Annotated in this window: 4 protein-coding genes; all 4 read left to right on the top strand. The window is 42.7% G+C overall.

From position 1 onward, the window contains the following. The first annotated feature begins 277 nt into the window (after positions 1-277). Positions 278-2,890, top strand: a complete 2,613-nt coding sequence (locus ACYVIC_RS16470) for a penicillin acylase family protein (RefSeq protein ID WP_460861710.1) — start codon at positions 278-280, stop codon at positions 2,888-2,890. Next, entirely contained in the window at positions 2,890-4,611 is a 1,722-nt protein-coding gene (locus ACYVIC_RS16465) for a cyclic peptide export ABC transporter (RefSeq protein ID WP_460861708.1), read from the top strand. Before ACYVIC_RS16470 ends, ACYVIC_RS16465 begins: the two co-directional genes overlap by 1 nt. Positions 4,612-4,724: 113 nt before the next feature. Then, on the top strand, positions 4,725-5,717 hold the full coding sequence (locus ACYVIC_RS16460; protein ID WP_460861706.1) for a TauD/TfdA family dioxygenase: 993 nt from the start codon (positions 4,725-4,727) through the stop codon (positions 5,715-5,717). 285 nt (positions 5,718-6,002) lie between these two features. Continuing rightward, positions 6,003-14,783 (top strand): amino acid adenylation domain-containing protein (locus ACYVIC_RS16455; protein WP_460861704.1); only part of this gene is annotated, 8,781 nt, incomplete at its 3' end.

Genomic DNA, 14,783 nt, shown 5'->3' with positions numbered 1-14,783 from the left:
TTATATTTTAATATTAACCTGCATCAATGTATTGATATATATGAGTTTTTTTTCATATTGTGAATTGGATGTATAAGTTGGTCACATTGGTACACGCAAACGGCAACATGACCGAATGTTTCTAAGTAACCTACTCCGTAGTATTGATAGCAATTCTTAGATTGGTATGCAGTCCCTTATTTGGAACCAATAGGTGGGCACTTAAAATCATTTTAGCAACCGACCTGGCAAATGTGTGTTTACCTGAATTGACAGCTAGTGGGAGTACCGATAATCAATGTTTGAAAAACACCCAATACTCACCAGATTCAGTTTGTTTTTGCTTTTACCGGTTTTGCTAGTTGGGTATTTGACCTTTGCCAACTTGTACAAAAGCGTGCCCGCTTATTCAGGTGAGTTTGTTTTGCAAGGTTTACAATTTCCTGTGGAAGTCACATTCGACCAGCAGGGCACTCCATCAGTTTTTGCCAAAACTGACCGCGACGCATATTTTGCGCAGGGCTTTTTACATGCATCGGAGCGAATTTGGCAAATGGAATTGCAACGACGCACAGTCCAGGGACGATTAAGTGAAATTTTGGGCAGTGCATCGTTCGCCACAGACCTGTGGATGAGGACACTTGATCTCCATGGTTCTGCAGAGAAAGCTTGGGACCATATCGGTACGAGCGCGCAACAGTCGTTGCTGGCCTATGCTGAAGGTGTTAACGCATGGCTGAATTCCTCTAAAGAACTTCCTCCGGAGTTTTCAGTGCTAGGGATAAAGCCCGAGCCTTGGAATGTCGTAGACTCCCTGGCATGGCAAAAGGTTCTGGCGCTCAATCTTGGCCTGAACATGTATGGGGAAATGCATAGGTTGTCTGTATTAAAGGTTGTTCCACCTGAACATTTGCAGACGTTTTTTGAACATGACCCACCTTTGACTTTCAAGGATAGGATTCTTTATGGCTTGCCGTTATTTTCTCAGCCAAACCACTTCGCGGCGACTGAATCTGCAGAAATGGAATCCCGATATGTTGATGAACAAGAGTTAGCCGGCAATGGGGCTTTGCTTTATAAAGATTGGTTCACCATGGCCAGAGACCTGAGAAATAATCTGGCAATTGGTGAGCTTTATTCTGGCAGCAATGCATGGGCAGTTGCTGGCAAACATACGAAGTCGGGGGGGCCTATTTTGGCAAATGACCCTCATCTAGGCGTGCAGCAAAACGCGCTTTGGTATGGTATTCAGATGAAAGGCGAACGGTTAAATGTCACTGGAATGTCGATAGTTGGTATTCCTGGGGTTGCTATCGGCCGTAACACGCACATTGCCTGGGGAACTACATCCTTAATGAGTGATCAACAGGATCTGTTCTTTATTGATGTGCCGTTGGATGATAATAGCACTTACCTGACAGATCAGGGCTCCGAAACGATTGAATTGAAACAGGATGTTATTGCCATCAGAAGTGACATCCCGGAAGTATTCAATAAAAAAATCAACCCGGTTGTGATAGAAATTCGAAAGACTAGTATTGGCCCTATCGTTAGCGATGCAGTGCGAGCTCCAGGTCATACAGTAGTTCTGAGTTGGCCTGCATTGGATAGCGATGACCGCAGCTTCGAGGCTTTCCACCAGTTGCAATATGCCACAGATTGGAGTTCGTTTAGAACTGCAGTCAGTTTATTGAAAGCGCCGGGCTTACATTTTGTCTATGCGGACTCAAACGGCAATATTGGCAGCCAGGTGGGCGGACATATGCCTATTCGCGGTAAAGGAGTCGGAGTGCTGCCTCTAAATGGCAGTATCAGCGACAACCTTTGGCAAGGATATGTTCCATTTGAAAAATTACCCTACACCTATAATCCTGATTCCGGTGTAGTTGTTTCTGCTAATAACAAGATTGTTACAGTTGACAATGTTGTGATCTCACATGATTGGGCTTCTATGGCTCGAAACACCAGAATTCACGAACTTATAGAGGAATTCATCAAAATCGGAGAGCCTATGACATTACATGACATGGGGCGGATACAAGATGATTTAGTAGATCTGAATGCCAGATTTTTTCTACCTCTGTTGTTAAGGGAAGAATTGAAAACAAAAATTGTTGCAACTGCAAAAAATGACGAAAAAGAGAAGGTATTGGACGCATTAGCAACGCTATCAGACTGGGATGCAATATTCAGTATAGACAGTTCGGCGGCCAGCATTTACGAATATTGGTTAAGAAACCTTAGAATGCAGCTGTTTTCAAAAAAGCTTAATCCAGCTTGGAATAACTCCCTTGTTTCGAACGACGTTATTGAAAATGTATCAGTAGGTTCCTTGATTGACATTTTCCGTCAACCCAACAGTTTTTGGTGCAAAAAAGCCGAGACTTCAACTATTCCATGCGAAAGCGCATTAATAAGCAGTTTCTATGAGGCTATAAGTGGATTAGAAAAAGACACAGGTAGTGGCAGTGTTTCGGATTGGCATTGGGGAGGTTTGCATCAACTTGAATTGTCTCATCAGGTGTTTTCATCTAATCGGTTGCTGCAGAAGTTAGTGACTAGCTCATATCCCATGGGTGGATCGATCAACACTATTAACATTGCCATTTGGCAGCGGAGACCTGCTGGAAACTACCGTAAAGCATTGGGAGCGAGTGTCAGGCACATTTTTGATATGGGACCGAATATTGCTCAAAAATCCGGAATGCAAAGCCAAAACGCCTATGTGCTGCCAACCGGCCAATCTGCACATTTTCTGAGTAAACATTATTCTGATCAGACAGAGCTCTATTTAAAAGGGGAAACCAATTACTACCTTCCTCTGGAAATTAATTCTTCTGGTTCTATTGTTCAGGACAGCAGCGTGCATCTTACCTCGAGAATCGTTCTTATTCCCGGAGGCTTGCACTAATGGATGCGTTAAATCTTTTTTCCAAATATGCACCAAATAAAACCTTTATTGCTGTGTTTCTGGGGGCTCTGGCAGGTTTATTTTACGCCTTTCTAATACCAGTTGTTATGAAATCATTGTCAGAAGGGAATATTGGTTTTCCTGTTGAAGATGCAGTCCAAGAAGTGCTTGGATTCGAAGTGACAAATCTGAATTTGGCCACCTTCTTCTTTGGTTTATGTGTTGCCATCCTGTTGCTTAAGGCCTGCTCCGAAATATTGTTGGCGCGACTTTCACTGCATATTCGTTTTGTATTACGCAAAGAGTTGTATCGGAGAGTGCAAAATTCACCAATAGCATCATTGGAGAGCGTAGGGCCGTCACGACTGATTCAGGCTTTGTCTTCGGATGTTACCTCCATAGTAGATGGGGCACAGTTGTTTCCACAAATTTTGACCAACGGTGTAACTTTAATAGGTATGCTCGGTTATCTTGCTTACTTGGACTTCAACGTTTTTGTCTTTGTTGTATCCACTATCATCTTTGGTGTAGTGGCCTATCAAATTCCTATTATGATAGGTACAAAATATTTTATTAAAGCCCGTGAGCACAGAGACGTGTTACAGGAAGCATTTAGAGGATTAGTGGAAGGTGCCAAGGAGCTCAAATTAAGCCAGGTTAAAACTGCAGTCTACAACAATGAGGTGCTGTACAAGGAAGAGTATATGGTCAGAGACTTGGAAAAAAGTGGCATGACCATATTTTCATTAGCCATGAATTTTGGGGCACTGCTTTGTTTTTTCACAATAGGTGGATTGGGGTTTATATTCATTAACTACTATGCGATTTCAAGTACCGAAATCATAGCGTCAATCATGGTACTGTTGTACGTCACTGGGCCAATTGGAATGATTCTAAACTTTATTCCTCAATTGGCTCAAACTCAAATTTCTCTAAAGAAAATAGAAACTTTATACAGTGAGCTTCCTGATGAAAATATCTCGAAGGATACCAACGAAATTGGGGCATGGAACAAGCTAAAGCTGAAAAATGTGGTTTACCGTTACCCTTTGATGGAAAACCAGAACATATCTTTTGAAGTCGGGCCGTTGAGTTTTGAAATCAAGCGAGGGCAAATAACATTTATTGCCGGTGGTAATGGATCGGGTAAATCTACACTGGCTAAACTTGTTACTCAGCATTATTTCCCCACATCAGGTTCCATCTTCTATGACGATACCCAGCTCTGCTCGAAAAATCTAACAAGCTTCAGAAATGAAATTTCCAGTATTTATTCTGATTACTATTTGTTTGACAGATTTCTAAACGAGAAGGTCAGCTCACAAGAAGATTATAAACAAATCAAACATTATCTGGAGTTATTTGGCATTGCAAATAAGGTTCAGTTGGAAAATGGGCTGTTTACAACGCTGAGACTGTCTGATGGTCAGCGAAGACGCCTAGCTCTCGTTGTTTCTATTGTCGAAAACAAATCTTTGTTTCTTTTTGATGAATGGGCTGCCGACCAAGACCCCAGATTCAAAGAGGTTTTTTATCGGGAAATTTTACCTGAACTGAAATCCCGTAATAAAGCAGTTGTGGTTATTTCTCATGACGATAGGTATTTCGACGTCGCGGATCAGTTGTTGATTATGGAATCAGGAAATTTAACCAATAAGTCGAAGGATCAAATAGTTGATTTAACAATGCAAGATCAATCTAAGGAGTTGGTGGTTTGTTGAGATTTCTCACGCGCGGGCAGGTGATGCCCAAGACCAAACTACCAGCTGGCTGTTCCATGCTCTTGTTGAAAATGAACAGAGCAAATTGAAATCTGACTAAACGAGAAAAACAAATGAACGCGGAACATAAAAAGTATTCGGATGTGAACATTGTTAATGTTGATAATTTAGAAGTTGTGGAAGGGCTTCCTCTTATTTTACATGTAGACACGAAAGGTTCTCGGGCTGTTGATTTTGTTAAGAAAAACAACGTGGCGATTAATAGACTTCTGGAAGAAAATGGTGCGCTGTTAATAAGGGGATTAAAAATTCACAGCAGTAAAGAGTTCGGCACAGTTCTCAGCGAAGTGTTTAATGGCGAGCTGCTGCAGTATACCTATCGTTCTACGCCGAGAACCGAATTTCGGGGCAATATCTACACTGCTACCGAGTATCCAGCCACAGAAATGATCCCACAACATAATGAAAACTCTTATGCCAAGAGTTGGCCCAATCGAATCGGTTTGTTTTGTCTCATTCCTGCCGAAAAAGGGGGAGAAACGCCTATCAGTTGTAGCAAAGCAATCCTCGATCGTTTACCGGAAAAAATCAAACAAGAATTCAGACAAAAACAGGTTATGTATGTCCGGAATTACCTTGATATCGACTTGCCTTGGACTGAAGTATTCCAAACAAATGACAAAGCAGAGGTTGAGGCATTTTGCGCAGAAAATGACCTGGAATTTGAATGGATGGAAAAGGGGCTTCGTACGAGGCAAGTCAATCCCGCAACCGTAGTCCATAAAGGTACGGGGAGGGAGCTCTGGTTTAATCAGGCTCACCTGTTTCATGTTTCAAATCTTGGACAAGATGTCAAAGAAACTCTAGTGAGTTCACTGGGGGCTGAAAACTTACCGAGAAACACCTTTTTTGGCGATGGTACTGAAATTCCTGAGGATTATCTGGATACCATTCGTGAGCTCTATGAGCAAACCAAAATTAAATTCCAATGGCAGCAGAACGACTTACTACTGCTAGATAACCTTAGATATACCCATGGTAGAGAGCCGTTTTCGGGGGAACGAAAAGTGCTGGTCGGAATGGCGAGTCCTAATCAATTTCCATAGCACTTACGCAAGCGTAATCAGCTGAATTAGCTGAGTAACCATGCCTGGGGTCGGCCAAACATCGAGTTTTATTGATGGCTTACAATTGGCAGGTTGAAGGGAGCCCTGGCAAGCAAGGTTTCAGTTAATTGAGTGTCAGGAAAAATTAGCAATAAGGGTGTTTTACAGATTATGTAAGCAAAGTGCACTTTGGCATCTTAATCGGAAATGCCCTTTTGTAATGAATAAAAACAAAAAATTTCAAGAGAAATTTGACAGATTAAAGGAATAATTTCGGGGATTCTTATGAATACAAATGATGCCAAATTTGAACTTTCGTTAGCGCAGCAAGATATCTACCTTGATCAGCTGCATAAAAGGAATTCCCCCATTTACAACATCGGCGGATACGTCCGGTGTCGGGACATTGCTATCGATAGATTAATATCAGCCCATCTAAATGTAGTAAATAATACTGAAGCATTTGGCGTTCAAATAGGTGATTTAGATGGGAATATGTTTCAGTTTGTTCGGACTGAGCGAGATCTCACGTTGCCCCAGATCGATTTCTCTGATCATATAAACCCGCAGCAATCAGCAGAAGAATGGCTGGAAAATGTTTTCAGTACTCCCATTGATATAAAAGGGCCAAACCTGTGTAAAGCATGGTTGTTAAAGTTGAGTGAAGCGACTTTCTGGTATGTGGGCCTAGCGCACCACATCGTCATGGACGGATGGGGATTCGCAAATTGGGCTAAGAAACTTGCCAACTATTATAATGAGCCCCTGGCAATAGATGCTCAAGAGCCCACATCTCTCTCCTGGCAGAGCGTAGTCAACGATGACAGTTGCTATATACGGAGTCAGCGCTATCAGGATGATACTGAGTACTGGAGAGCCCATTGTGTAGGTGTCGATAGATTAGATCTGCACCAGCAATTTAATATTGAATCTGAAGATGCTCTATCCCAAACCAGCGCTCGTTACACACTGGGAATTTCCCGCGAGAAATTCTCTAAGTTAGATGCCTTTGCTAAAAGCTTGAAAGTAGGAACTCCTCAAGTATTTTTGGGAGTATTAGCGACTTATTTTTCAAAAGTTTATGATAAACAAAAGCTCTGCTTTGGTATTCCTGTTCACAATCGGCGAAATTATCGGGAAAAACACTTTATTGGTGTGTTGACCGGCGTTAGTCCCCTTGCGATCCATGTGCCAAAAGAGGAAAGCTTTAAGGGCTTGGTTCGTCAGTTAGCTAAATCACAAAAGGCAAACCTCCGTCATCAGCGTTATCCTCTGGGACATTATATCTCAGGCCAGAATTTATCGGCGATTGAAAATCCAGTTTATGAGGTGATGTTTAACTATCTGAAATTGGATTATCGTAATTTAGCTTTTTCAGGAGTTAATGCCGAGGTGGTCTTCGCCGAAAACCGATTCCTAAATTGCCCACTTGGCATCAACGTGTGGGACGGGGCAGGTGAAACTATTGAATTACAGCTTGACTATCATTTAGCCTATTTCTCTGAAACCGATGTAAAAGCACTTGCCAATCGAATTGACAAACTATTGAGTGATGTATTGGATCAGCCAGATATCCAGATCAGTGATATCAGTGTTCTAACCAAGGAAGACAAGTTGGCACTCACTGGTCAGAATACTCAGGCTAAAGTTCAGCCATTGCTAAATGCCACTGTCATTGAACTGCTTGAAGCTCAGGTTCAGCGCAATCATGCTGCAGTTGCTGTGGTATGTGGGGATAGAGAATTAACTTACGGAGCGCTAAGCGAAAGAGTACATCAACTGGCTGGATATCTCGTAGAAGTCCATAAGGTTAATTCAGATGTACTAGTCGGTGTGTGTATGAATCGCTCGTTGGACATGTTGATTGCCATGCTTGCCATTCTTAAAGCTGGCGGTGCCTACGTCCCAATTGATCCTCAATATCCGGCTTCCCGAATCTCCTACATGTTAGATGATGCAAAATTAACAACAATCATTACCGAAACTAGTGTGATAGATCAAATGTCCACTGATGTGTTTGACCTTGTTGAAGGCAGGGAGGGGGATAATAAAACGTTATGCATTTGTCTGGATGATAAAGACACACTGCAGAAATTGGCAGACTATGCCAAAGAAGATTTTGTTTTTGACACTCCGGGCTCAAAAAACCTTGCGTATGTTATTTATACCTCTGGCTCAACAGGACATCCTAAAGGGGTAATGGTAGAACACCACAACCTTACAAATTTCCTGTTGAGCATGCAGCAGGCGCCAGGTATTCAGGCCAATGATAGCTTACTGGCCGTTACATCAACATCATTTGATATTCATGGTTTAGAGTTGTTTCTGCCTCTGATTTCCGGTGCAAAGCTAGTCATTGCTTCAAAACAGGCAACTCAGGATCCGTATGCGTTACGAATCTTGATGGAAAAGCATGCTGTATCCGTCATGCAAGCAACTCCGACAACTTGGAAAATGCTGGTGGATATTGATTGGCAGCCATATATCCCATTGAAAGTTTTATGTGGTGGTGAAGCTTTATCTCAATCTCTGGCTGAATCATTACTTATCCGTGAAAAAATACAATTATGGAATATGTATGGCCCGACCGAAACAACAATTTGGTCGAGTATAAAAAATATTCGATTGGAAGATGAAAAAGTATTAATTGGTATGCCGATTGCGAATACCCGCTTTCATGTGGTCAACCAGGATTTGGACCTGGTACCCGTTGGGGTTCCTGGCGAGCTACTTATTGGAGGAGAGGGAGTTGCAAGGGGATATCTGGGTAAAGATGCGTTAACTCAAGAGAGATTTATTGCAGACCCATTTTCGTCAGACAGAGGTATCAGTTCTTCTGAACATTTATATCGAACTGGTGATCTGGTTCGTCAACTGGCCGATGGAAATTTTGAGTATCTAGGACGCTTAGATCATCAAATTAAGATTAGAGGACACCGGATAGAGTTAGGTGAAATCGAAAGTGCTTTGATGAAGCACGGCAGTATAAAAGATGCAATTGTGATTGCAAAGGAAACCACGAATGGTGAAAAGCAGATTGTATCTTTTGTTGTAAAGAAGGAAGAAACCGAAGACCTGGAGCTTACTGAGAAATTTAGCGGACCGGGCTTCAGCTTGTTTTATTTTGGAGCAGATGATTCAGTCGCAGAGAATAAATATGAGCTATATCTTAAATCAGCCAAATACGCTGACCAGCATGAATTTGAAGCGATCTGGACACCAGAGCGGCATTTTGACTCGGTCGGAGCTCTTTATCCAAACCCTGCTGTATTAAATGCCGCTCTGGCATCAGTCACTGACAACGTAGCGTTACGAGCGGGAAGTGTTGTTTTACCCTTGCATGATCCTATTCGAATAGCAGAAGAGTGGGCAATGGTTGATAACCTCTCCAATGGCAGAGCGGGGTTGGCTATAGCCAGTGGTTGGCATCCACGTGATTTTGCGCTTTCTCCGGACAACTATATTGCTCGAAAACAGGTAGTTAGGGATGGGGTGAAAACCCTGAAAAACCTGTGGCAAGGCAAAACCATTAAAAGAAGTGACGGGCAAGGCAACGGTGTTGATATTGAAGTTTTCCCCAAACCAGTTCAAGACTGTCTGCCATTATGGACGACAGCTGCAGGAAATCCCGAAACATTTATTGAAGCAGGCAGACTTGGCACCCATGTACTTACCCATCTTTTGGGCCAAACCATTGAGGAGCTAACGGAAAAGATAGCCTTGTATCGTCAGTCACTGTCCAAGCATGGCCACGACCCGGAAGCTGGAAGGGTGACGCTTATGGTTCATACCTTTATAGGAAACGATCTGGAAGAGACGCTGGAACGAGCACGAAAACCATTTTTAAAATACATGCGGGCACATATTTCTTTGTTGCTCCCTATGCTTAAAAGTCTGAATATTTCTGTAGAAGGCGTTGGAGAACGTGAATTGGAAACAATCGCAGACTTTGCCTTTGAGCGCTATACAAAAACTGCGTCTTTAATTGGGACCCCTGAAAGCTGCAAAAACGTTGTTACCCGAATTGTGGATGCAGGTGTTGATGAAATCGCCTGTCTAATTGATTGGATGGATGCTGAATCAGCGTATGAGGGCCTGGTCCCTCTGACTGAGCTCGTCGCGAATTGTAATAAGTTCTCTTCAGCCAAAGTTCTGCCTGACATATTACGTCAGCATTTGGCTAAATTTGTTCCAGATTACATGTTGCCAAGTTCATATACAGTTCTGGAAGAACTGCCTCTTACACCTAATGGAAAAATAGACCGCGTAGCACTACAAGCTTTAAATATACGACTTGCCCAAACATCCTATGTTCCACCTGTGACTAAGACAGAAATAATGTTGAGTGAGATTTGGCAGGAAGTATTAAATGTTGAGCGTGTAAGTCTGACAGACAATTTCTTCCAGCTAGGAGGGCACTCATTGCAGGCTACCCGGATTGTTGCCCGGGTTAACCAAACCTTCGGTGTTAACGTAAATTTGGAAATATTGTTTAACACTAAAAATTTACAATCACTTGCTGCAGATGTTGAATCTTTAGACTCAACTCGAGAGCTGCCGGCCATCACTCCGGTATCAAGAGAGCAAGAATTATTGGCATCTTATGGACAACAGCGACTGTGGTTATTGGATAAGATCGATGGTGGCAGTGCACACTACAATGATGCATTTGCATTAAACCTGGACGGTGAGTTGGATATAAATGCCGTCAATCGGGCTTTTACTACCATTATTACTAGACATGAAAGTCTGCGCACCTGTTTTAAGGTTTCTGATGATGGACAGGTGTATCAGCAAATCAAGCATGTTTGTGAATATCATATTCCACTGGAAGATATGTCTGAACTTACAGGCGAGGCGTTGAAAATCAATGTGGCCAAAATGGTTGCAGAAGAGTCAGCTAAACCATTTGATTTAGCTGCAGATCTTATGCTGCGTACGCGACTAATAAAATTAGCACATCAGGAACATTTATTACTTGTCACCATGCACCATATATCAGCAGATGGTTGGTCGGAAAGATTATTAATAAATGAATTTAGCAAGTTATATCAGTCTTATGTACTGGGTTTAGACAACCCACTTTCTCCGCTAGTCATACAGTATGCAGATTACGCGAAATGGCAAAGAGAGCAGTTACGTGCTGAAGTACTGGATAAAGAATTGGCCTACTGGCAGCAACAGCTGGCGAACCTGCCTGTTGCACATAATTTACCATTAGATCATCCACGTCCCTTATTACAAACTTTTAACGGCTGCAGTCTCAGATCAAGATTAGAAGCTGAACTGAATAACAGGCTCCTCAATTTTTGCAAAGCGCAGGGAGTGACACTTTTCATGGGGTTGCATGCGGCATTTTCTGCATTTTTGGCCCGTTATAGCAATGAGAGTGACATTGTAATCGGCAGTCCAATCGCAAATCGTCAACGGGCTGAGACCGCTGAATTGATAGGCTTTTTTCTGAATACTCTGGTGCTGCGTAGTGATCTGTCTGATAACCCGAGCTTTGTTCAGTTGTTGTCCCAAAGTAAAGATGTGTTGCTAAATGCTTTTGCCCATCAACACATTCCTTTTGAGCAGGTCGTGGAACGACTGCAACCGGAACGTAGTCTTAGCCATTCACCTTTGTTCCAAATCGTTATGGTGATGCAGGACAATCCTGTAGAAAATATGGATATGGCTGGTGTGAAACTTAGTTTTATTGAACAGAATCAGTCGATTGCCAAATATGATCTCACGCTCAATATAATGGAAGATGGATTGGGATTAACCTTTACCTGGCTGTACAACCAGGATTTGTTTGATGACAATACCATTGCAAGAATGTCGAGTAACTTTAATACCTTCCTTGCGTCTTTACTAGAACAACCGGAACAAAGTATTCGCTCGGTTGAATTGATCAACAGTGTGGAAAAGAATCAGTTATTGACATTCTTGCGGAGCGACAACGCTCGAAAACCTGAGCTCAAATGCCTTCATCAACAGTTTGAACATCAGGTTAGGCAAAATCCCCAATCAGTGGCAGTGACATTCGAAGAGCATGCCTTGACTTACCTGGAACTCAATAGCAAGGCTAATCAACTTGCTCATTATTTAATTGATGAGAAGCAGGTTACTCCTGACACTTTAGTGGGCATATGTCTGGAACGCTCGACAGATATGATAGTGGCCATTCTGGCTATTTTAAAGGCGGGAGGAGCATACGTGCCTCTGGATCCAGGATATCCACAGGCCCGACTATCATACATGATCGATGATGCAAAGCTAAGCACGGTGATTACACACAGTGACCTTTTGGTTTCCTTGCCTTTGGCGGAAGATCTGGCGTTGTGTCTGGACAGAACTGAAATTCAATCATCTTTGCAACATCAATCCACTAGTAATATTGATGTTTCCACAATTGGACTGCAACCCAATCACTTGGCATATGTCATTTATACATCAGGTTCAACGGGGCAACCAAAAGGTGTAATGGTCGAGCATGGTAATGTGCATCGATTGCTGACAAGTTGCCAGCAGGAATTCGAATTCAATCAACTGGATGTCTTTTGCTTATTTCATTCTTATGCTTTCGATTTTTCGGTATGGGAAATTTGGGGAGCGTTAGCGTTCGGTGGACGTTTGGTTGTCGTGCCTCTGTGGGTTTCCCGTTCAGTTCAGGATTTCTATCAATTGGTACTGCGAGAGGGAGTGACTGTACTGAATCAGACACCCACAGCTTTTAGTCAATTCAGTCGAGAAGATCTGCATCAAAACGAGAAGTTGGAACTCAGAGCAATTGTATTTGGCGGTGAAGCACTCAATCTGAGCGAGTTGTCAGGTTGGATATCTCGTCATGGTGATGATAAACCCCAATTGATTAATATGTACGGAATCACTGAAACTACTGTTCATGTAACTTATCGGCGTTTGACCCGGAATGATATTGATGCCAATCAAGGGAGTTTAATTGGGCGACCAATTGCTGATTTGCAGATTTATGTCTTAGATCATGAGTTACGGCCAGTACCTATTGGTGTTATGGGGGAAATGTATGTTGGGGGCCCGGGCTTAAGTCGTGGCTATTTAAATAATGACCTGCTGACTGCTCGACGATTTATTGATAACCCTTATTGCAATGGGCAACGCCTCTATAGAACGGGAGACCTGGCTCGTTACCTCTTAAATGGGGAGTTGGAATACCAGGGGAGGATAGATGATCAGGTTAAAATTCGTGGATTCCGTATTGAGATAGGTGAGGTTGAGCAGCAGCTATCTTCCTTGGCACAAGTTGATTCTTCCCTTGTTGATGTACGGGAAAGTAAGGAAGGTGTTAAGCAACTGGTTGCTTATGTTAAAGCCGAATCCAATCAAGATGAGACCCAATTACTTGATGATGTTAAAGGGGCATTGCAGCAGGTTTTACCCAGCTACATGATCCCTTCCGTGTTTGTTCTGGTGAAAGATTGGCCGCTAACCTCTAATGGAAAGATCGACAGACATTCTTTGCCTGCTATCGAAACCGGTTTATTGCAAACTCAATATATTGCGCCAAGTAATGAACATGAAGTGGTACTTTGTCAAACTTGGCAAGATGTATTGAGGATTGAAAAAGTTGGAATTGATGACAATTTCTTCAATGTCGGTGGTGATTCGATTCTTGCACTCCAAATAGTGTCTGCGTTGAAGTCTGTCGGGCTGGCTGTGTCGATCAGACAGATATTTGAATTCCCAACAATCAGACAACTATCCAGCAAACTAGTGAATTTAACCGTTTCCGCCAATCAAGCTAAGCCTTTCTCAATGCTGACAGAGCAAGAGAAAGTACTGTTTAGCGATGAGATTGTAGATGCCTACCCTATGTCTAATTTGCAGTCCGGCATGATCTACCATACTCAGTTGGCCGAATTTGATGGCATATATCACGATATTATGGGAGAACATATTCGCTGTCCTTGGCATCGAGAACATTTTGAATCATCTTTTGAGGCTGTCATTGCAGCTCACCCTCTATTAAGAACCGGTTTCACATTAGGGGGGGAACGACAGTTGCAGCATGTGTTCAGGGAAGTCAGCCTCCCTCTTCTGGTGGAAGATATTCGTGATCTTGATCCTGGTACGCAGGAGCACTATCTGGCTAGTTGGATAGATATGCGTAAAGAACATGAGTTTGATTGGGAAAATGGTCCCTTATATCAAATTAATATATTTCTACGCAGTGATGAAAGCTTTCAGTATGTGTTTAGTTTCCATCATTCCATTCTTGACGGCTGGAGCTTTGCGTCTCTTAACACTGAACTCTTTAATCACTATGCCCAATTATTGTTAGATAAGGCACCGGCTCCTTTGAAAGAGGAATGGATCTACCGTGACTTTATTATGCTGGAGCAGCAGAGCTTGTATGACTTGCAGGGCATCACACATTTTAATGGGATGCTGGAAGCCGCACCTGTACGGCAAGTGCCCTACAAAGCTGATGCGGCACCTGAGCGAAAAAGGGAGCAGGTCAGTCACCAGGTTTGCGGAATAGCAGAGCGATCAAAAGCGCTGGCACAGCTAGCTACTGAATTAAATGTTCCATTGCAATCCGTTTTGCTGGCTGTGCATTTTAAAGTGCTATCGCTGTTAAGTGGCGAGGCTAAGGTGGTTTCCTGTGTTACTCATAACGGACGTCCAGAACAAACTGATGCCGAACGAGGATTGGGATTATTTCTTAACTCCTTGCCTTTAAGTATGCACCTGTCAGGAGGAAGCTGGCGAGAGCTAATCTTGGAAGTAGCAGCAACCGGTCGTGAAAGTCTTAACTATCGTCGTTACCCACTCGCTGAAATCCAAAAACAATTGGGGCGTAGTTTTGCAGAGGTGACATTTAACTATACCCATTTTCATATTTATAAGAATCTGACGCAACATGAAGATTTAACCATAGAAACCTTGGGAAGTTTTGGTTTTGAACGAACCAACTTTAACTTCCATGTTGATGTGGCAAGGGAACTGAACAGTGACGCTCTGCAACTGACGATTCATTACAACCGCCACCTTTATGATGCAGAGCAGATAGCAGAGATAGGTGGATATTACGAGCGT

Source organism: Rheinheimera gaetbuli, assembly GCF_054781935.1.
The sequence above is the reverse complement of the archived record's forward strand: the minus strand, read 5'-3'. Positions and strand labels throughout refer to the sequence as shown.

What these genes read in the sequence shown, in the direction of transcription:
- ACYVIC_RS16470 (WP_460861710.1), top strand. Translation starts at nt 278, where the DNA reads ATGTTTGAAAAACACCCAATACTCACCAGATTCAGTTTGTTTTTGCTT.
- ACYVIC_RS16465 (WP_460861708.1), top strand. Translation starts at nt 2,890, where the DNA reads ATGGATGCGTTAAATCTTTTTTCCAAATATGCACCAAATAAAACCTTT.
- ACYVIC_RS16460 (WP_460861706.1), top strand. Translation starts at nt 4,725, where the DNA reads ATGAACGCGGAACATAAAAAGTATTCGGATGTGAACATTGTTAATGTT.